Origin of the sequence: Cupriavidus oxalaticus, assembly GCF_004768545.1 — a bacterium.
Lineage (GTDB): Bacteria > Pseudomonadota > Gammaproteobacteria > Burkholderiales > Burkholderiaceae > Cupriavidus > Cupriavidus oxalaticus_A.
Map to the genome: position 1 here is coordinate 1,697,786 of NZ_CP038635.1, position 22,996 is coordinate 1,720,781.

The 22,996-nt window shown below is 63.7% G+C and carries 12 protein-coding genes and 3 pseudogenes; 13 read left to right on the top strand and 2 right to left on the bottom strand.

Going from position 1 to position 22,996, the window contains the following annotated elements:
- Window positions 1-4: 4 nt before the first annotated feature.
- The 12 genes and pseudogenes from E0W60_RS18675 (at window position 5) to E0W60_RS18735 (ending at window position 19,007) form a co-directional block, all read left to right on the top strand.
- A complete protein-coding gene (locus E0W60_RS18675; RefSeq protein WP_135705203.1) occupies window positions 5-2,512 on the top strand; it encodes a hypothetical protein in 2,508 nt (835 codons plus the stop codon).
- Window positions 2,509-7,185, top strand: a complete 4,677-nt coding sequence (locus tag E0W60_RS18680) for a tandem-95 repeat protein (protein WP_135705204.1) — start codon at window positions 2,509-2,511, stop codon at window positions 7,183-7,185. Before E0W60_RS18675 ends, E0W60_RS18680 begins: the two co-directional genes overlap by 4 nt.
- Window positions 7,186-7,220: 35 nt before the next feature.
- Window positions 7,221-9,506 (top strand): peptidase domain-containing ABC transporter, encoded by a 2,286-nt coding sequence (locus tag E0W60_RS18685; protein WP_135706269.1) that lies wholly within the window; start codon window positions 7,221-7,223, stop codon window positions 9,504-9,506.
- The gene (locus tag E0W60_RS18690) at window positions 9,499-10,833 is read left to right on the top strand and encodes an HlyD family type I secretion periplasmic adaptor subunit (RefSeq protein WP_135705205.1); all 1,335 of its coding nucleotides are present in this window, start codon (window positions 9,499-9,501) and stop codon (window positions 10,831-10,833) included. The genes E0W60_RS18685 and E0W60_RS18690 overlap by 8 nt, the downstream gene beginning before the upstream one ends.
- Window positions 10,833-12,254, top strand: a complete 1,422-nt coding sequence (locus E0W60_RS18695) for a TolC family outer membrane protein (protein WP_135705206.1) — start codon at window positions 10,833-10,835, stop codon at window positions 12,252-12,254. Before E0W60_RS18690 ends, E0W60_RS18695 begins: the two co-directional genes overlap by 1 nt.
- Window positions 12,251-12,706, top strand: a complete 456-nt coding sequence (locus tag E0W60_RS18700; protein ID WP_135705207.1) for a toxin-activating lysine-acyltransferase — start codon at window positions 12,251-12,253, stop codon at window positions 12,704-12,706. The genes E0W60_RS18695 and E0W60_RS18700 overlap by 4 nt, the downstream gene beginning before the upstream one ends.
- A 286-nt stretch (window positions 12,707-12,992) precedes the next feature.
- Window positions 12,993-13,433, top strand: coding sequence for a plasmid fertility inhibition factor family protein (locus E0W60_RS18705; RefSeq protein ID WP_431189910.1), 441 nt, complete (start codon window positions 12,993-12,995; stop codon window positions 13,431-13,433).
- A 126-nt stretch (window positions 13,434-13,559) separates the two neighbouring features.
- Window positions 13,560-16,106, top strand: a pseudogene (locus E0W60_RS38190) (Tn3 family transposase); the annotation flags it as partial.
- Window positions 16,107-16,312: 206 nt separating this feature from the next.
- Window positions 16,313-16,657 (top strand): annotated as a pseudogene (locus E0W60_RS38195) (LysR substrate-binding domain-containing protein); the annotation flags it as partial.
- Window positions 16,658-16,743: 86 nt separating this feature from the next.
- A pseudogene (locus tag E0W60_RS38200) lies at window positions 16,744-16,821 on the top strand (MoaF-related domain-containing protein); the annotation flags it as partial.
- A 167-nt stretch (window positions 16,822-16,988) separates the two neighbouring features.
- The gene (dkgB, locus tag E0W60_RS18730) at window positions 16,989-17,795 is read left to right on the top strand and encodes a 2,5-didehydrogluconate reductase DkgB (protein ID WP_135705209.1); all 807 of its coding nucleotides are present in this window, start codon (window positions 16,989-16,991) and stop codon (window positions 17,793-17,795) included.
- 96 nt (window positions 17,796-17,891) lie between these two features.
- On the top strand, window positions 17,892-19,007 hold the full coding sequence (locus E0W60_RS18735; protein ID WP_135705210.1) for an alkene reductase: 1,116 nt from the start codon (window positions 17,892-17,894) through the stop codon (window positions 19,005-19,007).
- Window positions 19,008-19,076: 69 nt separating this feature from the next.
- Here E0W60_RS18735 and E0W60_RS18740 read toward each other — a convergent pair whose 3' ends face one another.
- Together E0W60_RS18740 and E0W60_RS18745 are read right to left on the bottom strand one after the other, a co-directional pair.
- The gene (locus E0W60_RS18740; RefSeq protein ID WP_135705211.1) at window positions 19,077-20,573 is read right to left on the bottom strand and encodes a CoA-acylating methylmalonate-semialdehyde dehydrogenase; all 1,497 of its coding nucleotides are present in this window, start codon (window positions 20,571-20,573) and stop codon (window positions 19,077-19,079) included.
- A gap of 54 nt (window positions 20,574-20,627) precedes the next feature.
- Window positions 20,628-21,911, bottom strand: a complete 1,284-nt coding sequence (locus tag E0W60_RS18745; protein WP_135706270.1) for an aspartate aminotransferase family protein — start codon at window positions 21,909-21,911, stop codon at window positions 20,628-20,630.
- A gap of 165 nt (window positions 21,912-22,076) precedes the next feature.
- Between E0W60_RS18745 and E0W60_RS18750 the strand changes: the two genes are divergently transcribed.
- Window positions 22,077-22,991, top strand: a complete 915-nt coding sequence (locus E0W60_RS18750) for a LysR family transcriptional regulator (RefSeq protein ID WP_135705212.1) — start codon at window positions 22,077-22,079, stop codon at window positions 22,989-22,991.
- The last annotated feature ends 5 nt before the right edge of the window (window positions 22,992-22,996 follow it).

Genomic DNA, 22,996 nt, shown 5'->3' on the forward strand with positions numbered 1-22,996 from the left:
CTATATGAGTAACACCGCAAAAGAGTTAGGCAAACCGCTAGACGAAGCCCAAGTTAACCAAATTAAATTCGGTATGGCTCGGGGCTATCTTGATACGCTATACGAGCAGACAAAGGGGGGAACTCAACCTGTTAGTAGGGATATCAATAGTAATGAGGTTTGGGGTTTTCACAGCAAAGTTTTCGAGAAGAATGGTCTCCCTCCCGAAGCCTGGACGCTTGATGCCCCATTCCGAGTAATGGAAAAGATGGGCGGCCCGGCCAAAGTGGAGCAGTTCTGGAATATGCTGCGCGACACGGGCGGTGCCTACGGGGACGCATTAGCAGCGAACCTCTACACGCTCGGGGTCATGTATGGGGCATCAGCGTCGCCTGATCCCTCCATCCGCGCCATGGCCAAGGACTGGCTGGATAAGGCCCCCGGCGTGACATCGGGAAAAGAGCTTCAGAATCTTCTCGACGCTGTCACCCAGTTGGATAAGGTAGGCTTCCTTGATTCGATTGGGGTGGATGCAGTCAATACACTCCAGCAAATCCGCAATGAAGTCGAGGACCAGTTCAAGCAGGTCTTCGACAAGCTGTTCTCGGATGCTACCGGCACAGCCGGTGTCGGCAATGCGCTTGCGGCACTCGGCGGAGACCGTATTCCGCTAGTCGACAATGGCGGCGTTACTTCTGACGGCGCGACACCGACCGAGGAGGCAATTCTTGCCCAGAGACAGGCCTTCGCTGAACGAACAGCGAACTGGCAAAGCGCCATCGAGCGTCTCTACGGCAAGGACGTTTCCCTTTACACCCTGGATGACGGCACGCGGGTTCTGGTCGATGGACAGCAGAAGGTGCTCGCCACGGTATCCATCGATGGCAGCGATGTTCGCCTGACTGGACTCCATGGTGAGGTAGTCTCGGTTCAGGCGGATGGCCGTCTTAACGTAGCCGCCCCAACGGCAGATGGCTTGTCACCCGGTGAAATCTCCGCGACACCGGAGACGCCACCCACTGTTACGCCGGCACCGGAGTCACCAGTCACCGCCACTGCGGTGCTCGGCAGCGTGCAAAGCATGCTGTCGCTGGTTCAGGCCATCGAGTCCGGCGACACGGCGGCCATTGCGGCAGCCAGCGCCGCCATGCTGGCAAATCTGGACGGGCTGCGCAGCGATGTGCATTTGCTGCCAGATGGCATTGGGGCCGGACTGAACGTACTCGCCGCCGGTCTGAACCTGTTCAACGCCATCCAGGATGGCGACGGCCTGGGTATTGCGGCATCCGGTCTGAACCTGGGTAGCCAGGCAGCGATGCTCTACGCCAACATCCTCAAGGATCAAGGGCTTACCCTGTTCCAGGAAGGGGCTGCTGGGGCGGCCAACCTCTTGGACGTCGCCGGGACAATGGGCCAGGTGGCAGGCGGTCTGGCCCTGGCTGCGAGCATCGTGTCGCTGGTGATGGCAATCGAGGGTGGCAACGGTTATCAGATTGCCAGCGCCACGCTCAGCACTGCTGCGGCAGCGAGCGCCATGGCGGGATACATGGGGTACGCAGCATACTCGTCCTACGCTCCACCGCTGGCTTTCGCCGCAATGGCGGTAGCGATGATTGGCGCGGCTTTTACCGACGACGATATCCCGACGCTCGAGGGCGAGGCGACGGCCGTGTGGAACCCGGATGGCAGCATCCATGTGCTGACCACCGTCGATACCGAGCAAGGCGGGGATACGCCGACCAAGATGCTGCAAAGCCTGGTGGATGCCCTGCAGCAGTCGCTTGCCACACAGGTCGACGCCAATGGCAACCCGCTCTACGCCATCATTCCGCAGCGCCTGCCGACGATTGGCTACGCCTACGATCCGGATAGCTACCTGGGCAATATCGCCAGCGATGGCGGTGGCGCACCCGGCCACCTGTACCTGAAATGGATTGACGAAAGCGGTCAGGCGCAGACGCGCTACTTCGATGGCTCCGGTAGCCGTGGTCAGGAAGGCCAGGCAACGCTGATGCAGGAGTTCCTGGCCCATGCGTTCGAAGCCGTGGTGCCGGCCTGGGAGGCCGAGACGGTGCTCGCCGCCATGAACGAACACGGGCCGCTGACGCCGCCGGGCACGGGCGGCATTGACGAGAACCGGGCGCGTGTCGCGCAACAGTTGCACAATCAGGATTGGCAGAGTCCCGACGCCGCGGCGGGCATGCCCGAGCAGGACGCCGACGGCATCCGCCAGCATTTCACGGCGCTGACGGTCGATCTGAAGCCGGAACTGCCCGCGAGCGTAAGCGCTAGCCGGATCGGCAAGAACGTCGATCTGGATGGCTACATCGAGCAAACCGACTGGATCAACGCCAACCAGGGCATTCTCTCCATCGATGCGAATGGCGACGGGGTTATCGGCCAGAATGAGATTCTGACCAATGACCCCGATGCGGCGGCCGCCCATGCCCGCAACAGCTGGACATCAACCACGACGGCAGGCTGGACGCCTCCGACCCGGCCTTTGCCGCGCTCGGTATCTGGCTGGACGTGAACCGCAATGGCCAGACGGACAAGGGCGAGTTCGCCTCGTTCCTTGACCGCGGGATCGCCAGCCTGGATTTCACCAGCACGCCACCGGTGCTGCGCGCCGCAGACGGCAGTGTCATGACGGTCACCGAGCAGCACCTGACGGCAGACGTGCGCGGCGACGCCTATCAGGCGGCGTTCGCGGACACGGATGGCGACGGCGACCTGGACGCTTTTGCCGGCATGCTGCACGCGAAGGAAGGCGGCGAGACGGTCCTGAATGCCGTCGTCACGCACGACTACACTGGCGAAGCCGGCCATACCCACGGTGGCGAGGCAGCCGCGGACGCCAGCGGCCAAATGCGCGTCGAGGCAGGCGACACCACGATCCGCAGCGCCAGCGACAAGCAGCATGAGCAGACCCTGGCCGAGGCGGTCATTGCCGCCGACGACATTCGCGTGACCGATGGCGAGGGGCTCACGTCAGGCGAGACCAAGGCCACGAACGTCGACGCCGCCGATGGCCGCCTGACCTCCAAGGGCGATGCCAACAACGGCAAGCCACCGCAACGCACCGAGTCCGTCCGGCCGAACGATGGCCGCGTCACCAGCGCGGCGCCGACGAACCCGACGGATGCCTATGCCGCGATTCGGGACGAGTGGATCAAGAGCGCGGACAGCCCGTTCGCTGGCGCCGGCGCACTGGTCGGCGTGGGCATCGGCATGGTGGCCGGCGTCACGGGAGCCGAGGCTGCGGGCGGCGCTGAGCCGGGCGCTCCGCTGGCCGTCGATGCGAGCGGCAACAACACTGTCAGCCGCGTGCCCGGCACGACCGATGCAACGGATGCATCGCCGGCCCCGGCCACGCCGCCCCTGTTCGTGGCGCCGCCGGTGGATTCACTGCCACCGAGCCGCCGCCCCGCCAGTTCCGGCCCGGCTGAAGTCCTGACGGTGGAAGTGGCGCCGAGCCGGATCGAGACGGTGGCGCACGACGACACTCAGGACGGGGCCAAGTCCGGTACGGCGAGCACCAGTCCGCTGCCGGAGCGGATCATAGCCGGCCCCAACGGCGAGGACGTGCGTCTGGCCCCGCCCGACGTGTTGGATGAGCGCGTGGGCGGGGTCGAGGACACCCGCTATGCCTTCGACGCCTTGGTACTGCTGGCGAACGACACCACCCGGAATGCCACCACCCAGCCGCTGCGCCTGGTCGAGGTATTCGGCGCCGAGCATGGCAAGGTCGCCATCGTGATCCAGGCAGACGGCAGCCAGCGCGTGGTGTTCACGCCCGACTCCGACTACTGGGGACCGACGCTGTTCCGTTACGTGGTCGAGGACCAGTACGGCCTGCAATCGCTGGGCCGCGTCTATCTGGACGTTGCCCCGGTCAATGATGTGCCGGTCACGGCGGGCGAGAACGTGGCGATGGACGAGGACGTAGGCATTCTGCTCTCGTCCGCACAACTGCTGGCCAATGATTTCGATGTGGATACGCCGACGGTCGGCGATGTGCTGAGCATCCTGCGCGTCTCGCATGCCCAGCATGGGCTGGTCAGGCTCGATGCCGATGGCAATGTGCGCTTCCTGCCAGACCGCGACTACTTCGGCCCGGCCAGCTTCGTCTATTGGGTCTCCGACGGCAATGGCGGCCTGACGCCGGCCACTGTCAACCTGGAGATTCGCCCGGTCAATGACGCCCCGGTGGTCGCCGGCGAGACCATTGCCACCGACGAGGACACAGTCCTGCTGATCGAGCAGGCAACGCTGCTGGCAAACGAGACCGACGTGGACAACCCGCACTCGGACCTGACGGTCTTCTCAGTGCGCAATGGCCAGCACGGCACGGTCGAGCTGATGCCGGACGGGCAAATACGCTTCGTCCCCGAGCAGGACTTCTACGGCACGGCCACCTTCTTCTACACGGTCTACGACGGCGCGGGTGGTTACAACGAGGCCATGGCGACGGTCGACCTGGCGCCGGTCAACGACGCGCCCATTGTGACCGGCGAACAGTTCAGCGGCAACGAAGACGAGGCGCCCACCTTCACGGCGGCCAGCCTGCTGGCCAATGACCGCGACGTGGACGATGCGCAACCCTCCCTCACGCTGGTGGCGGTCGGCAACGCCCAGCACGGCGAGGTGCGGCTGAATGCGGACGGCTCGGTCAGCTTCATCCCGGAAGCCGACTACTTCGGGCCGGCCAGCTTCAAGTACACCGTCTCGGACCCCCACGGCGCCACCACCACCGCGCGCGTCGATATCGACCTGGCGCCGGTCAACGACGCGCCGCGCCTGCGCGACGACGTGATCGCCGGCACGGAGGACATGGCGCTGACCATCGAGGCGGCGGCACTGCTGGCCAACGATTCGGACGTGGACGATCCACACGAGGCGCTGACGATCACCCGTGTCAACGGTGCCACGCATGGCACGGTATCGCTGAATTCGGACGGCACCATCCGCTTCGTGCCGGACCAAGATTTCTTTGGCGATGCGACCTTCACCTATGAGGTGAGCGATGCCGCCGGAGCGACTTCGACCGCGACCGCTACCATCCACGTGGTGCCGGTCAACGACGCCCCGATTGCCAACGACAACATTGTCGACGGCCGCAAGGGCGTGGCCATCACCATGACGGCGGCGGCGCTGCTGGCCGATGACTTCGACATCGATAACCCGCACGCGGACCTGCGTATCGTGGGCGTGTCCGATGCCGAACACGGCACGGTACGCCTGAACGCGGACGGTTCGGTCACGTTCCTGCCCGAGCCAGGCTATGGCGGCTATCCCGGCGCGCAGGGCCACTTCACCTACACGATTGCCGACGGCGCCGGCGGCTTCGCCACGGCGACCACAACGGTCAACCTGGAGAAAATCAACACCACGCCGGTCGCCGTGGATGATGGCTTCTCGGGCTACGAAGACACGCCGTTCATCATCAACACCGCACAGTTCCTCAGCAATGACTCGGACCCGGATGGTGATGCACTGACGGTCACGCAAGTGGCCAACGCCCAGCACGGTACGGTCGAGATCCAGTCCGACGGCCAGGTACGCTTCACCCCGAACACCGATTTCTATGGGCAGGCGTCGTTCCAGTACCTGGTCACCGACCCGTACGGCGGCCAGACCTGGGCGACGGCTTACCTGAATGTGGCGTCGGTCAACGATGCCCCTGTGATCGAGGCCATCGAGTACGGCCGGCCGGTTTTCGGCTATTACTACGGCCCGGCGCCGCAAATTGGCACAGAAGCCCCCGTCGACGGCGGCGGGCCAATCTGGGCTGCCTACGATGAAAACCACGAGCGGGCCACGAACTACTTCCAGCCGCTCTACGATGAGGGGCTGGCCAGGTCCCTGTCCGCGCAAGGCCAGTTGTACGACGCCGGCGGGGCGCGCTACACGCCGGCCCAGTACCAGAATGGCATGCTCAAGCCGCTCGAACTGAGTCAGGTCGACAGCGTCATGCAACTGAATTCCGGCGGGGTCGACATGCCGGTCTATGTTGGGCCTGCCGATGACCCCGCGCGGCAGATGGGCCGCATCGTCGCCTATGACCCGGACGGCAATTCGGCAGCCATCGTCATATCGATTGCTCAAGGACCGCAGCATGGGCATGCGTACGGCAATGCATACGTCGACACCTTTACGCCTGACTATCAAGGCCACCCCTGGCTGGCCCAGCATCTGATCGACAGCCCCAACTATTGGCAATACCTCAGCCATCGCGGTGACCCCTACAACGGCGCGGACAATTTCACCATCCGCATCCAGGATGCCCAGGGAGCCGTCACCGATGTGGTTGTCAACGCCACGCACAAGGGCACCAACGCCAGCGGCGGTTTCACCCCGATCGTGCTGGATCTGAATGGCAACGGGACAGAGTTGATCGCAGCCGACCAGTCCAACGTCAAGGCGGACGTCAACCACGATGGCCAGACCGAGCAGATCGGCTGGGCTGCGGCGACCGATGGCGTGCTGGGCTTCGATGCCGACGGCGACGGCAGGATTTCCGTCGAGGAGACCCGGCTGACCAATTTCGCACCTGGCGCCAAGACCGATGTGGAGGCGCTGGCTGCCTTCGACAGCAACCACGACGGCAGGATCACCAACGAGGACGCCGCCTGGAGCCAGTTCAAGGTGGTGGTGGACGCGGACGGCAATGGTGACTTCACCCAGGCCGAGCACAAATCTCTGGACGAGGCCGGCATTGCCTCGATTGGCCTGGATCGCAAGGGCGAAGCGCACCTCGACCACGGCAACGTGGTATTCGGCACCGTCGATGTGACGCACACCGACGGCAGCAAGAGCGAAGCTGCCGACGTCATGTTCGCGGGCAAGGACGTGCCGCTGCCCAGCTTCGCGCTGTACCTGGAGGAGATCCATGCAGGCATCGTGCCGGAGGCGCAGACAGATGACGCGGCGTTCACTGCCGACGTGGTGGCGCAAGCCGCGCTGGCTGAGACGCCCCTCGTGCAACCAGATTCCGAGGCATCGCCGCCACCGGGTTGGGCCAGCGAGGCTGCCTTGTGCCGGGCGCTACTGCTGTTCACGCAAGGGAGCAATACCGCACCGCCGCGCGAGGGGCAGCAGTTCGGCTATGTACCGCCGCACGAGCCCACGCCGGAGGAAATCATTGCCAGCGCCGCTCAAGCGGGCTTGAACGACCTCTCTATGGGGGCCAGCTACCAGAGCTGATCCCGCTTCATTCTCATTGCATCAACCAGGCCGGCATGGCGCATCGCGCCTATGCCGCAGGGAGCGCTTTTTTGTCCAACAATACCGTTTCCTCCTCTGCGGCCCCTCAGTCCGCCTCAACGCCAGCGCGCAACACGCGGGCCGTCGCCTTCTTCGCAAGACTGCAAGAGGTGGCCGCAGGTGCCCGGATCGAGCAGCAATGGCGTGAGTTTGGCGAGGGCGTCGAAGGCGCCGCCCAATCCATCGATCATGCGCTGCGCGAATTGCAATTCGAGACCCACACACATCGTGGTACGGTCGCGCAACTGGCGAAGACGACGCTGCCGGTGATCGCTCTGGACCGGTCCGGCCTCGCCGTGGTGGTGGGCAATGCGCAAGGGGACCACCTGATGATCCAGCGTGCGGGGGATGACAAGCCCGATCTGGTCAAGATGGGGGACTTTGCCCGCGAGTTCTCCGGCACCTGGGTCAGCGGCATCCTCAGCACCGAAGCGGTGGTGGCCAGGATTGATCCGACAAGCCATAAATTTGGCTTCGCCTGGTTCTGGCATGCCCTGTCGAAGTACAAGGCCGAGATGGCGCAGGTACTGCTGGCGACCTTCTTCGTGCAGATTTTCGCACTGATGACGCCGCTGGCCTTTCAGGTGGTGATCGACAAGGTACTCACCCATCGCAGCCAGGCCACGCTCGTCGTCATGCTGATCGCGCTGGCCGGCGTGGCCGTCTTCGAGATGGTGCTGTCTGGCGCGCGGCAATACCTGTTCTCGCATACGACCAACCGGGTGGACGTGGAACTGGGGGCACGGCTCTTCGCGCACCTGATGCGCCTGCCGATGTCGTTCTTCAACAGCCGAAATTCGGGCGAGATCATCGCCCGCGTACGCGAGCTCGAGTCGGCGCGCAACTTCCTGACCGGGCAGGCGCTGACCGCGTGGCTGGACCTGCTGTTCGCCGTGGTCTACCTGGCGGTGATGTTCTACTACAGCCCGCTGCTGACCTTCATCGTACTGGCGTTCCTGCCGATCTTCTTTGGCGCGTCGTATCTGGTCAGCCCGCTGCTGCGCAAGAAGCTGGAAGACAAGTTCGCCCTCGGTGCGGAGAACCAGAGCTTCCTGGCCGAAACCCTGGGCGCCATGGAAACCCTCAAGGGCCAGGCCGTCGAGTCAAGCTGGCGACGCCTCTGGGAAAAGCGCCTGGCCCGCTATGTGACCTCGGCCTTCGAGTCGGGGCATACCGCCAACTGGACCAACCTTGTGATCCAGACTGCCAGCAAGCTGCTGACCGTCATTCTGCTTGGCGTCGGCGCCATGCAGGTCATCGACGGCAACCTGACCGTCGGGGGGCTGATCGCCTTCAACATGCTGTCGGGCCGGGTCAACGCGCCGATTCTCAAGCTGTCGTCCTTGTGGCAGGAGTTCACGCAGATGCGTGTCTCGGTCAAGCGCCTGGCGGAGATCATGGATGCGCAGCCCGAAGCCGCCACTGCAGGCGGTGACAGGCGTGCGCCCATCGTTGGCGAAGTCACGTTTGACAACGTGAGCTTCCAGTATCACGAGAACGGTCCAACCGTCCTGTCCGATGTGAGCTTCAGGGTAAAAGCCGGCGAGATCATTGGCGTGGTGGGCATATCCGGGGCGGGCAAGACCACCCTCATGCGTCTGCTCCAGCGTCTCTATACGCCGCAGTCCGGGCGGGTGCTGGTGGATGGCATCGATCTGGCCTCGGCTGACCCGCACTGGCTGCGCTCGCAGGTTGGCGTGGTGGCGCAGGACGCGGCGCTCTTCAACCTGACGGCGCAAGAGAACATTGCGCTTGGCCAGCCCAGCCTGACTTTCGAAGAAGTGATGGCCGTTGCGCAGTTGGCCGGGGCACACGAATTCATCAACTTGCTGCCGCAAGGCTACGGCACGGTGATCGGCGAGCGCGGCTGCCTGCTGTCGGGCGGCCAGCGCTCCCGCATTGCCATTGCGCGGGCGCTTGCCACCGATCCGCGCATCCTGCTGCTGGACGAGGCCACTGCCAGCCTCGATTACGAATCCGAACAGGTGATTCACAACAACCTGCGCCAGATTTGCAAGGGCCGCACCGTGTTCATTGCGGCTCACCGCCTGACGACGCTGCGCATGGCCGACCGCATCCTGGTGCTGGAGAACGGCAAGCTGGTCGAATCCGGCCATCACACAACCCTGATCGACAAGCCTGGGCGCTACCGCTCGCTCTTTGAAGCGTCGCGGGCGCTGGAAGCGCTCAGCAAGCCATCCCCTTCCCTCAACCACAAAGCCGCGCAGGCGTTGCCCGACGCCGGAGAGTTCCATGTCTGACAACCAGCTCGCACCGAACCCGGTGCTGGACGATTTCGAGCGCGCCGCCAGCGGCGTGCGTAACCGCCGTCCGGCGGGAAAGGCCGGCAAGATTTCCCTGATGGTTTGCGGCATGGCCGCCATCGCGCTGGCCTACGCCGTGTTCGCCAGGATGGACGTGGTCGTGTCCGCACAAGGCAAGATCATCCCCTCGGGCAAGTCCAAGGTGGTACAGCCACTCGAAGCCGGCGTCGTGCGCCAGATCTATGTGCGCGATGGCCAGAAGGTCAAGGCCGGCGATGTCCTGATCGAACTGGACCCGACCACGACTGCGGCTGACCGAGATCGCCTGCAGCGCGACCACTGGGAAGCTGAGGCGGAGGTGCAGCGGCTGACAGCGCTGCTGGATGGCAAGGCCACCATGCGGCCAATAGAGGGGCTGCCGGACGATATCGCCCGCACGCAGCGGGCGCTGCTCACCAGCGCCCTGGCCGAGCACCGCGCCAAGATGGCGGCGCTTGATGCTGAGATCGCGCGCAAACGTGCCGACCGCGACGGCGCCGCCGCCAGCCTCGAGCAGATCCGGGAAAGCCTGCCGCTGGTCACGAAGAAGAATGACATGCGCGAGGAGCTGGTCAAGACCGGTCATATTGCCGAGACGGGCCTGATCGAGACGCGGCTCGAACTGATCAATCTCAAGAAGGAGCTGGCCCTGCAGACCAACCGGTTGGCGGAAGCCGGTGCAGGTCTGAACGCGGCCCATCAACAGCGGGCGCAGGCAGTGGCCGAGTTCACGGCCCGCCATTCTGCCGAGCTGGCGGAACAAAGCCGCAAGGCGGCGACCGCCGAGCTGGAACTGGTCAAGGCCCGGCAGCGCCGGGACCTGCAGATCCTTCGGGCGCCCATTGATGGCGTGGTCCAGCAGCTGGCGGTCACGACCGTCGGCGGCGTGGTCACCCAGGCGCAGCCGGTCGCCACCGTGGTGCCCGAGAATACAGCTCTGGAGGTCGATGCCCAGGTCCAAAATAAGGACATCGGCTACGTGAAGCCCGGGCAGCGGGTTATCACCAAGGTTGAAACGTTCGATTTCACCCGCTTCGGCTACATCGAGGGCCAGGTGCAGTGGGTCGGCACCGATGCCGTCAACGACCAGAAGCTCGGGCCCATCTACCCGGTGCGCATCCGGCTGGCGGAACAGGCCACGCCAAATTCGGTCAACGGCCGCAAGGGCACGCTCACGCCCGGCATGAGCGTAACGGCGGACATCCGGGTCGATGAGCGCCGCATGATCTCCTACTTCCTGTCGCCGCTGCTGCGCTACAAGGACGAGGCCCTGCGGGAGCGGTAATGGTACGAATTTCCCACATTGCCAGCGCCGCCATGGCCGTGCTGGCGGGCATGGCCATGCCGCATGGCCACGCCATCGATCTGGTGGCGGCTTACCGCCTTGCCCAAAGTGGCGATCCGACTTTTGAGGCGGCCCGCTATGCGTTGGAAGCTGGGCGCGAGAAGCTGCCGCAGGCTCGGGCCGGCGTGCTGCCGACCGTCAACCTGAATGGCAACGGCGGCCGCCAGAACGGGCAAGCGAGTTTTGCCGGCAGCCCCTATCAAGACCGGAACGTCAATAGCTGGGCGTGGAACCTGCAGCTGTCGCAGCCAGTCGTGCGCGTCGCCAGCTGGATCGGCGTCGCGCAAGCTGGCGCGCAGGTCGAACAGGCCGAGGCCCAGTTCGCGCAGGCCGAGAGCGACCTGCTCCTGCGCACGGCTCAGGCGTACTTTGACGTGCTGACCGCACGCGACAGCGTAACGGTCGCCAAGGCGCAGCTGCGTGCGGTGGAGCAGCAGCGTGTGCTGGCCAAGCGCCGCTACGACGTGGGCGAGGCAACCATCACCGACGTGTACGAGGCGCAGTCCCGGCATGATCTTGGCCGGTCTCAACTGGTGCAGGCGCTGAACGATCAGGAATCCCGGCAGGCAGAACTGGAAAAGCTGATTGGGGCACTGCCCGACCCGCTGGCTGGCCTCCGGGCCAATGTAAGCCTGCCCGCACCCGAGCCGGCAGACGTTGGCGCGTGGATGGGCAACGCGCGCGAGAACAACCCTGCGGTGCGCACGCAGTTGGCTGCGGTGGAAGTGGCCGAGAAGGAAGTGTCAAAGAACCGGGCGGCCCACCTGCCGACGCTCGATTTCACCGCCGGCTATGGCCGGAACTACACGTCGGGGTCCATGACCTCGCCGGCCGACATCGAGAATCGGGTCAAATCCGGCACCATCGGCCTGCAGCTGACCATTCCCATCTACCAGGGCGGCGCGGTCAATTCCCGGGTGTCGGAAGCCATTGCCAACCAATACAAGAGCCGCGCGGAACTGGAGGCGGCGCGGCGCCAGGCGGCCACGCTGGCGCGGCAGGCCTTCGGCGGCGTTACCAGCGGCCTGTCGCAGTTGGCGGCGCTGACCTCGGCGGTCACCTCGAGCCTGGATGCAGTGAATGCCAACAAGATCGGCTACCGAATCGGCACGCGCGTCAATATCGACGTGCTCAATGCCGAGCAGCAGCTTTTCGCCGCACAGCGCGACCTGGCCAAGGCGCGCTACGACACCATCCTGCAGGGGCTACGCCTGAAATCGGCCGCTGGCACGCTGGCAGAAGGCGACGTCATTGCCGTCAATGCCTTGCTGACCGAGGATGCCAGTCAAACCACACCCGCGGTGCCGGCCATGCCAGCCGCATCGAACGCCACCCAATCACCGCAAGTGAGAACCCAATGACAACCCCTACGAACACCGAGCAACTGGCAAAGTTCGCCGCCGAGCAGGCTCAGCGCGTCATCAAGAAGATCCCCCTGCTGGGGCCTGTCTCCTGGCTGATGATGAACAATCCATCGACTCGGCATGCCTTCTTCGCCGACCTGGAATGGCGTGTCATGCCGCCGCTCGTGCTGGAGCAGGCCAAGCTCTACATGAAGGGCGACATGCCTACCGCGTTCGTGACATGGGCTTACCTGTCCGAGACAGTGGTAGAGCGATTTGTCAGGCCGCCATTCCACCTCGCCCCCGGCGACTGGAAATCGGGCGACAAGGTGATCCTGATCGACTTGATCGCGCCCTATGGCGGTGCTGCTGAGGTGGTGGCCGATCTGAAACAGACCGCGCTGGCGGGAAAGGTGATTCATCAGGTAGCCCCAGAGACGGCTTCCTCGATGAACGTCATCACGCTGTAATTGCCTGTGTCATCCCTCCGCGCAACTATCATGCAAGAACCTGTTCTCGAAAGACGAAGCGGTCGTGCAAGAAGCACGGTATCGGCTCCGGCAGTTCCCCACCGGTTGCCGGACGCGACCGTACAAGCCCAGCCCCTTGGCGGCCCACAAGCCTCGCTGGACATCGGGACGGATACGAGTAGCGCCGTGCCGGCCCTCTTGTTCCGCCTGCCTAGCACGAGCGCGGGCGAAATTGTTCTGCGGCTGGCGGGGCCAAGCCCCTTCCCAGGATGCCGCCCGCGCCGTCGTGTTCGTCGAGGCTTCTCGGTTCATGACGCTTTGGCAACAAGAGCCGGGATTCCAGTATCGGCAATTCCTGGAAGAGCCTCCATTTACTTGGCTCGCCGACCCAAAACTCACAGAAGCCGCCGCGCAATGCCGTGACTCTGCACGGATGCCGGTCCCACTTCCGCAGGTTCAATGCCTGCGCCATATGGCAGAGCGCGTGCAGGATGTTCGGCGCCTGCGACGGCGCCCACAGGATCTGCAAGGGGCGCAGACCTATCGGTTTGCCGTGGTCGACAAGGGCGCCCACCACCTGATCTGGATGCTGGCGCAAGGTGTCCCGGTGTTTCCCGTCGAGTGCGATGTGACGCAAGCTTTCCGCCTCCACCAGGCCGCTGGCCTCCCGGGTACCGAACCCTCGACGATGCCGGAGTTGATGCAGCGCTATCGCTCTGCAGGCTGATTCGACGCCTTGCGCGGAGCGTACGCGGGGGCCACGTCCAAATATCCAATTGTTAAAAGAAACGGCGCCGTCTCTCGAGCGACTCTTCCGCTACAGTGGCCGGCCCATTGGAGATCTCAGTCCGGCATGGCCAACGTAGAACGCACCGCCTATCCGCGCTTTCCCAAGGTCTTTTCGACAGCGGAATTGCAGGCCTGCTATACGCCGGACGTCGAGGAACTGGTGTGGGGGCGACGCAATGCGCGGGGGGAGTCCACGCGACTCGGCCTACTGGTGCTGCTGAAGGTTTGGGATGCACCACTTCCCCAATCTTGATTCCATTCCCACGGCCATCATCGAGCACGTCCGGGTTAGCGCAGGCATCGGCACGGAGGTCGACTTTGGCTACGACAGAGCCAGATCTCCTGCATTGTTTCGGCGCTACGCCACCATTCGCGAGTTTCTTGGCATCCAGTCCTACTACGGCACCGACGCCAATGAAGTCGCCGTGCGTGCGGCACGGGAGGCGGCCGAGGTCGTGGATCAGCCGGTGGACATCATCAATGCCACCATCGACACCCTGATCCAGCAGCAGGTCGAATTGCCGTCGTTCTCGACGCTGGATTCGGAGCAAGTCCATGCGCGCACGCAAACAGCTCTGTTCCGGCGCGTCGCGCGACGCCTGACGGATGATGACAAGGCCCAGCTGGACCGCCTGCTCAATCGGGAATTCAATCAGCGCCAGACGGCATACAACACCATCAAGCGCTACGCATTGCGGCCGTCGCGCAAGCACATCTCCTTGCTGATCGAACATCTCACCTGGCTCGAAGGCTTTGGGGGCTACGCCCGCGCGCTGGAAGAAGTGCCGACCACGAAGCTGCGCTCCCTGTCATCGCAAGCGATGAGCCTGGACGCGGCCAACCTGAAGGAAATCCTGCCCGAGCGTCGCTATACCCTGTTCGTGGCACTGCTGCATCAAATGCGCGTACGGGCCCGCGACGATCTGGCCGAGATGTTCATCCGTCGTATGGGGGCGATCCACAAACGGGCCAAGGAAGAGCTTGCGCTGATCCAGGCGCGGCAGCGCGAGCAGATGGAAAGCCTCGTGGATCTGCTCGACGGCGTGGTCAACATTGTGGACGATCACAAGGAAGATGCCACACTGGGCGCCCGGGTACGCCAGTATCTGGCGCCGACAGGCAGTCTCGAGCCCTTGCGCGAGAGTTGTGCGGAGGTGCGAGCCTACAGCGGCAAGAACCACCTGCCGTTGCTGTGGCGGCATTTCAAGGCGCACCGGGCCGTCCTGCTGCGCCTGGCGCACGCCCTGGCATGGGGATCGACCACGCAATCGCAGACCTTGCTGACGGCGTTTGAAACGAGTGTTCGAGAACGAGTCGCTGCACCGGGAGTGGGTTGCCGTCGACGTTGACCTCAGCTTTTCCTCGGAACGCTGGCGCAAGCTGGTGCGCCGTCCGATCGAACTGGGCGCCCCGACCAATCGTCGCTATCTCGAGCTCTGCGTCCTGTCCTATATGGCCAAGGAATTGCGCAGCGGCGATCTGTGCGTGACCGGCTCCGACGCATTTGCGGACTACCGCGATCACCTGCTGCCATGGCGCGAGTGCGAACACCGCTTGCCGAGCTACTGCGAGAAGTTCGGCATGCCCGCCAGCAGCGCCGGCTTCGTGGCCCAGCTGCGTCAGAGGCTTGCGGACACGGCTCGTCAACTGGATGAGCGGTTCCCCGAGAAGTCCGAGCATGTGATCATCAACAAAGCGGGCGAGCTGGTGGTGCGCCGCACCGCGGCCACCATCGTCCCGGAAAGCGCAGTCGCGCTGCAGAAAGCGCTGATGAAGCGCATGCCGGTGCGCAACCTGCTGGACGTGCTGGCCAATATCGAACACTGGACACATTTCACGCGGCATTTCGGCCCGCTCAGTGGTAGCGACCCCAAGATTCGTAACGCTGCCGAGCGCTACTTGCTGACCATCTTCGCGATGGGCTGTAATCTCGGGCCGACCCAGGCGGCGCGCCATATGGGCGACAAAGTCACGCCACACATGATGTCGTTCGTCAACCGGCGGCACTTGAGCCTCGAGCGGCTGGAGACCGCACAGCGGGAGCTGATCGAGCTCTATCTACGACTGGACCTGCCCAAGCACTGGGGCGATTGCAAGACGGTGGCGGCCGATGGCACCCAGTACGATTTCTACGACAACAATCTGCTGGCCTGGCTACCACCACCGGTACCGCAAGATGGGCGCGGTGGCCTACCGGCACGTAGCGGACAATTACATTGCGGTCTTCCGGCATTTCATCCCGCCAGGCATCTGGGAGGCGATCTACGTCATCGAGGGACTTCTCAAGGCAGGCCTGAGCGTCGAGGCGGATACCGTCCACGCCGACACCCAGGGCCAGTCGGCGGCGGTGTTTGCCTTCACCCACCTGCTGGGCATCAAGCTGATGCCGCGCATCCGGAACTGGCAGGATCTCAAGCTATACCGAGTGGATTCCGAGACGAAGTACCAGCACATCGACACGCTGTTCACCGAAACGGTCAACTGGGATCTCATCGAACGACATTGGCAGGACCTGATGCAGCTCACGCTGTCAATCCAGGCTGGCGCGCTGTCCTCGCCCTTGCTGCTGCGCCGGTTCGGCGCGGCCAGCCCGAAGAATCGCTTGTCGTTGGATTGCCCGCGGCAGGAATGACAACGCCAGCGCCGGCGCGGTGGCGATCTGCAGCGAGCCGCGCTGCATGTCGCAGATCTCCAGTGCCGTCTGCGCAATCCGGTCGATCCCCACCAGCGAGCGCTGCACCTCGTCGAACAGCGCCTGCGCCGGCCGGGCACCCGCTGGCCGGCAAGGAAGTGATCCGGCCCCAGGACCTGGCGGGGGAGAGCTTTGTCTCCCATCCGCGCGTGCTGGATTCCCGGCTGCAGATCGATGCGCTGTTCGCTTCCTACGGCATCGAGTGCAAGGTGCAGGTGGAAACGCAGGTGTCCTGGAGCATCTGCGCATTCGTGGAGGAGGGGCTGGGCGTGGCGCTGATCGATCCGATCACCGCGCACGAGTACAAGGGCGCCGGCGTCTGCTTCCGGATGTTCGAACCGTTGCTGACGACGGACTTTTCCGTGCTGTTTTCGGCGCAGCGGTCGCCGTCGATATTGCTCAAGGCGTTCGTCACCCACACGCGCGCCTTCGCGCTGGCCCGGCTGGATCCGCGCTTTGTGGTGGCTTAGGCCGTGGGCCGCGCGGCAATCCTGAAATTCGGCAAGGTCATTGCTCCGTCCAGTTCGGCGTCCCTCGCGCGGGGCTCCCGCTGCCGAGCAGTACTTCGCGTTCGTTCTTTACCGCGCCGTCGCTGGACTTCTACCGGCTCGAAGGCAGCCTGCGCGCCCTCTGAACGGCGCCCTTGACCGGATTCGAATCCGTTCCGGGCGGCATCAATACGGGCGGCATCAATACTTGATTTGAAATCAAATATTTTTGTCCAGTAACGGCGTTTATTTCATCAGTTTCCACCGGCAGAATCTCCTCCAGATCAAACCGGTCCCTTCCAAGGAGCACACCATGCGCAATATTCCCGCTTTCGGCCTCGGCACGTTCCGCCTGCAAGGCCAGGTTGTCATCGACTCGGTCCGCAACGGCCTCGAACTCGGCTACCGCGCAATCGACACCGCCCAGATCTATGGCAACGAAGCGGACGTGGGCGAGGCGATCGCCGCCTCCGGCGTGCGCCGCGACGACCTGTTCCTGACGACGAAGATCTGGGTCGACAACTACGCACAGGACAAGCTCGTGCCCAGCCTCGAGGAAAGCCTGGCGAAGCTGCGCACGGACTACGTCGACCTGACCCTGATCCACTGGCCGGCGCCCGGCAACGGCGTGCCGCTCGAGGCCTACATGACCGCGCTCGCCGAGGCGAAGGAAAAAGGCCTGACGCGGCAGATCGGCATCTCGAACTTCAACATCGAACTGACAAAGCAGGCGATCGCCGCGGTCGGCAAGGACGCGATCGCGACCAACCAGATCGAGCTGAGCCCCTATCTGCAGGGCCGCAAGCTGGTGGACTTCCTGCAGCAAGAGGGTATCCACGTCACGTCATACATGACGCTGGCGTACGGCAAGGTGCTTGGCGACCCGGTGATCGGCGCGATCGCGCAGCGGCACCAGGCGACGCCGGCCCAGGTCGTGCTGGCCTGGGCGCTGCAGCTCGGCTACTCGGTGATCCCGTCGTCCACCAGGCGCGAGAACCTCGCCAGCAACCTGCTCGCGCAGACGCTGCACCTGAGCGACGACGACATGGCGCAGATCGCCGCGCTCGAGCGCAACGGCCGCGAAGTCAGTCCCGACGGCCTCGCGCCCCAATGGGACTGAACGCGCAGCGACCGTTTTTCGTTCCGTCCTTCTTCGTCCCGTCTTTCCTCGATCCCTCCGCGGCCCGCAGGCCGCGGATCCGATAGCACACGCACCATGACCCAGGATCCGCTGTTTCAATCGCTTCAACTCGGCGGGCTGACGCTGCCGAACCGCATCGTGATGCCGCCGATGACGCGCTCGCGCGCCAGCCAGCCCGGCGACGAGGCCAATGCGCTGATGGCCGCGTACTACGCGCAGCGCGCGGGCGCCGGCCTGATCGTCAGCGAAGGCACCTACATCGCGCCGCTCGGCAAGGGCTATGCATGGACGCCCGGCATCCACACGCCCGCGCAGGTGGCCGGATGGCGCAAGGTGACCGATGCCGTGCACGCCGCCGGCGGCCACATCTTCGCGCAGCTCTGGCATGTGGGCCGGCTGAGCCACGCGAGCCTGCTTGGCGGGCAACAGCCCGTGTCGTCGTCGCCGATCCAGGCGCAGGGCGTAAACGTGTTCATCGCCGGCGAGGACGGCAGCACGCCCGGCTTCGTCCAGGCCTCCGCGCCGCGCGCGCTGACCGTCGACGAGATCCGCGAAGTCGTGGACCAGTACCGCGCCGCCGCGCGCAACGCCATCGAGGCGGGTTTTGACGGCGTCGAGCTGCATGGCGCGAACGGTTACCTGGTGAACCAGTTCATCGACTCGAATGCCAACACGCGCACCGACGCCTACGGCGGGTCGCTGGAGAACCGCTTGCGTTTCCTTGGCGAAGTCGCGCAGGCGCTGGTCGAAGGCACGGGCGACGCGTCGCGCGTCGGTATCCGCCTCGCGCCGCTGACCACGCTGAACGGCTGCGTCGACGACGATCCGGAAACGACATACCTTGCCGCGGCCAGGCTGCTTGGTGATCTCGGTGTCGGCTACCTCCACATTGCGGAAGCGGACTGGGACGATGCGCCGCTGATGCCGGCGGCATTCAAGTGCAAGCTGCGTGAAGCGTTCCCCGGCGTGCTGATCTATGCCGGCAAGTACACCGCGGAACGCGCGCGCGAAGCGATCGCGGCGGGCTGGGCCGACCTGGTCGCCTTCGGCCGTCCGTTCGTCGCGAACCCGGACCTGCCCGAGCGCCTGCGCGTTGGCGCGCCGCTCGCGCAGCATGACCGCGGCACGCTCTTCGGTGGCGGTGCGCAAGGGCTGACCGACTACCCCACGCTGGCCGAAAACGCAGCCTGAACGAGACCCGGAGTTCGATGGTGAAGGCGAAACCTTGGCTTTCCGGCCCCGGCTCCGCCTCCTCCGAGCCTAGCCGTTGCTCGGAAAAGCGAACTGCGCCTTCTCGGTGGCCTCGCGCTTTGGCCAGCGCTGGGTGATTGCCTTGCGACGGGTGTAGAAGCGCACACCATCCGGACCGTAGGCATGCAGGTCGCCAAACAGTGAACGCTTCCAGCCACCGAAGCTGTGGTAGGCCACGGGCACCGGCAGCGGTACATTGACACCAACCATGCCAACTTCGATTTCGTCGCAGAAGGTGCGAGCCGATTCGCCATCGCGCGTAAAGATGCACGTGCCATTGCCATATTCGTGAGCGTTGATGAGCTGCATCGCATCCTTCAGGCTTTTGACACGCACGATGCACAGTACCGGCCCAAAGATTTCATCCTTGTAGATGGTCATGTCTGTGCTGACGTTGTCGAACAGCGTGCCGCCCACGAAGTAGCCGTCCTCGTGGCCAGCTACCGTGAAGCCGCGACCATCGACCAGCAGCTTGGCGCCGGCGGCTTCACCCGCCGCAATGTATCCGGTCACGCGCTCGAGCGCTGCGGACGTGACTAGCGGCCCCATATCCAGTCCACACGAGGTACCCGGGCCAATTTTCAAGGCCTGGATTGCGGGAACAACCTTCTCGATGAGAGCGTCGGCAATCTTGTCGCCAACACATACGGCAACCGAAATGGCCATGCAGCGTTCGCCGCAAGAGCCGTATGCAGCGCCCATCAAGGCGTTGACGGCGCTGTCCAGGTCAGCGTCTGGCATAAAGACCGCATGGTTCTTTGCGCCGCCCAGGGCCTGTACACGCTTGCCGCGCTTCGTGCCTTCCGCATAGATGTACTCCGCAATTGGCGTGGACCCGACAAAGCTCAGCGCTTTCACGTCGGGATGTTCGATCAACGCATCGACAGCTTCCTTGTCTCCGTTAACCACATTAAGGACACCTTTGGGCAAGCCGGCTTGATAGAACAGTTCGGCAATCATGAGCGTCGAGCTGGGGTCACGCTCCGACGGCTTCAGGACAAAGGTGTTACCGCAGGCGATGGCGAGCGGGTACATCCACAGCGGCACCATCGCCGGGAAGTTGAACGGCGTGACGCCGGCGACTACGCCCAGCGGCTGGAATTCGCTCCAGGCGTCGATGTTCGGACCTACGTTGCGGGTGTACTCGCCCTTCAGTAGTTCGGGAGCGGCGCACGCGTATTCCACGTTCTCGATGCCGCGCTTCAGTTCGCCGGCGGCATCTTCGATGGTCTTGCCGTGTTCCTTGCTGATGAGTTCGACGATGGCCCTTTCATGTTCCTCCAGCAACTGTTTGAAGCGGAACAGCACCTGCGCCCGCTTGGCCGGGGGCGTATTGCGCCATGCCGGGAATGCAGCCTTGGCAGTCAGGATGGCGTGTCTCACGGTAGCGGAATCCGCCAGGACAAGCTGGCCGGTGACTTCGCCGGTGGAGGGGTTGTAGACCGGCGAGGGGCGGCCTTCGCCTACGACACGCTCGCCATTAATGAAATGCGGGATGGTGTTCATACTGAATCCAGGAAAACAAGGGTAGTTGCTGGAAGGGCAGGTGGCCGAACGGCCTTAAGCGAGCGTCCCGATGACAACGCCAACGGCGTCGAACATGGTGTCAAGCTCGCTGGTGGTGGTGTTGAAAGCCGGTCCGAACTGGAGCGTGTCGCCGCCGAAGCGTACGTAGAATCCCTTCTTCCACAGCGCAAGACCAGCCTCGAACGGGCGTATGGTTGCGTCACCGTCGCGCGGGGCCAGTTGGATGGCTCCGGCCAGGCCACAGTTGCGGATGTCCACGACATGCTTTGTGCCCCGTATGCCGTGGATGGCCTGCTCGAAATGGGGAGCCAGCTCGGCGGCTTGCTGAATCAGGTTTTCACGTTTCAGCACATCCAGCGTCGCCAGGCCGGCGGCGCATGCTACTGGGTGGGCTGAGTACGTGTAGCCGTGCGCGAACTCGACGGCATGTTGCGGCGCCGCCTGGTTCATGAACGTCTCGTAGATTTCGCTCGACGCGATGACCGCGCCCATGGGAATTGCTCCATTGGTCAGCTGCTTTGCGACATTCATCAGGTCGGGGGTGACGCCGAAGAATTCGGCGCCAGTCGGTTCACCCATGCGGCCGAAGCCCGTGATCACTTCATCGAAGATCAACAGGATGCCGTGCTGGTCGCAGATTTCGCGCAGGCGCTGGAGGTATCCCAGGGGCGGAACAATGACGCCGGCCGAACCCGACATCGGCTCGACAATAACCGCTGCGATGTTCGACGCGTCGTGCAGTTCGATGAGTTTCAGCAGTTCATTGGCGAGCGCCACGCCGCCGGTCTCGGCCTGGCCTTTGGTGAACGTGCAATCGGGCTGCAGCGTGTGCGGGAGGTGGTCCACGTCCATCAGTTGGCCAAACGTCTTGCGGTTTCCACCGATGCCGCCCAGGCTCGTGCCGGCGACGTTCACACCGTGATAGCCGCGGGCACGGCCAATGAGCTTGGTCTTTGCCGGTTGGCCTTTGAGCCTCCAGTATGCGCGGGCCATTTTTACAGCCGTATCCGCACATTCCGAGCCGGAGTTGGTGTAGAAGACGTGCTTCAGGTTGCCAGGCATCATGTCAACGATGCGCTCGGCCAGCGTGAACGACAGCGGGTGGCCAAACTGGAACGCAGGCGCGTAGTCCAGAGTTCCCAACTGGCTTGCCACCGCTTCCTGGATCTCCTTCCGGCTATGGCCGGCACCACATGTCCATAGACCCGACAATCCGTCGAAGACCTTGCGCCCATCGGCGTCAATCAGATAGCGCCCCTCAGCCGCGACAATCAGACGCGGGTCCTGACGGAAATTGCGGTTCGCGCTGAACGGCATCCAGTGAGCGCTGAGATTGAGCTCGTTCTTGTTCTTGAGGGCGTAGGCGGCGGAGGGGTTCAAGGCGGCTTCCTTTGGAGAGGGTCTACGGCCTCGTAGTGTGGTACGTTATTTGGGTGAGTAAAATACAATTATTCTCACGATTACATATTGAATTACTCACCTATGAAAAGGCTGCCGCTCTCACAGGTCACGGACTTCGACCTGCGCCTGCTTCGGGTCTTCCGCACCGTTGCAGAAGTAGGAAGCTTTACTGCGGCTGAAAGTGCTCTCGGAATCACGAGATCCGCGATTAGCCTTCACATGAGTGACCTGGAGAAGCGGCTGGGTGTCAGGTTGTGCCAGCGGGGGCGAGCGGGATTCGCGCTAACGGACGAAGGACGCGAAGTACTTCGGGCGGGGGAGGCGGTGCTTTCTGCCATCGAAGGCTTCCGTACAGAGGTGAATCAGCTCCACCAAAGCCTCAGGGGTGAACTCAATATCGGGCTGATGAACAACCTGGTGACGCAGCCGAAGATGCGGATCACCGACGCCTTGAAAGGAATTCGGCGCCAGAGCGAGGGCGTGCGCATCAACATCAGCATGAGTACGCCTGGCGAGATCGAGCGGGGCTTGCTGGATGGCCGTCTCCACATCGGCGCGTTGCCGATGCTCACTACGCTCTCGACACTGGACTACATTCCGCTGTACGAAGAACGCTCACAGCTCTATTGCAGCCGAAATCATCGATTGTTTCCGTCTGGGAAGAAGTTGTCGGTGGCTGACCTGCGAGAGGTAGCTGCCGTGGCGCCGAGCTACCGTATCAGTGCTGAGGCCATGCAATTGCACCAGAAGTTGAGTTGCGCGGCGACGGCGACGGACCGCGAAGGTATAGCTTTCCTGATTCTCACCGGCGAGTACATTGGCTTTCTGCCAGACCATTTCGCGGCGACTTGGGTGGAAAAGGGCATGCTCATACCTCTGGTGACCAAAGAGATGCACTTTGAAGTGACGCTTGGCGTCGCGACGCGGAAGGGCCGAAGAAAAAATCTGATTATGGACCGATTTCTGGACATCCTGATTCAGGATAGCGCCCGCTGATCGAG

Excerpts from the sequence above, each read along its gene's own strand:
- E0W60_RS18745 (WP_135706270.1), bottom strand. The coding sequence starts at position 21,911 with ATGCCGTTCAGCGCGAACCGCAATTTCCGTCAGGACCCGCGTCTGATT.
- E0W60_RS18675 (WP_135705203.1), top strand. The coding sequence starts at position 5 with ATGAGTAACACCGCAAAAGAGTTAGGCAAACCGCTAGACGAAGCCCAA.
- E0W60_RS18740 (WP_135705211.1), bottom strand. The coding sequence starts at position 20,573 with ATGAACACCATCCCGCATTTCATTAATGGCGAGCGTGTCGTAGGCGAA.
- E0W60_RS18735 (WP_135705210.1), top strand. The coding sequence starts at position 17,892 with ATGACCCAGGATCCGCTGTTTCAATCGCTTCAACTCGGCGGGCTGACG.
- E0W60_RS18685 (WP_135706269.1), top strand. The coding sequence starts at position 7,221 with ATGGCGCATCGCGCCTATGCCGCAGGGAGCGCTTTTTTGTCCAACAAT.
- E0W60_RS18700 (WP_135705207.1), top strand. The coding sequence starts at position 12,251 with ATGACAACCCCTACGAACACCGAGCAACTGGCAAAGTTCGCCGCCGAG.
- E0W60_RS18695 (WP_135705206.1), top strand. The coding sequence starts at position 10,833 with ATGGTACGAATTTCCCACATTGCCAGCGCCGCCATGGCCGTGCTGGCG.
- E0W60_RS18750 (WP_135705212.1), top strand. The coding sequence starts at position 22,077 with ATGAAAAGGCTGCCGCTCTCACAGGTCACGGACTTCGACCTGCGCCTG.
- dkgB (WP_135705209.1), top strand. The coding sequence starts at position 16,989 with ATGCGCAATATTCCCGCTTTCGGCCTCGGCACGTTCCGCCTGCAAGGC.
- E0W60_RS18690 (WP_135705205.1), top strand. The coding sequence starts at position 9,499 with ATGTCTGACAACCAGCTCGCACCGAACCCGGTGCTGGACGATTTCGAG.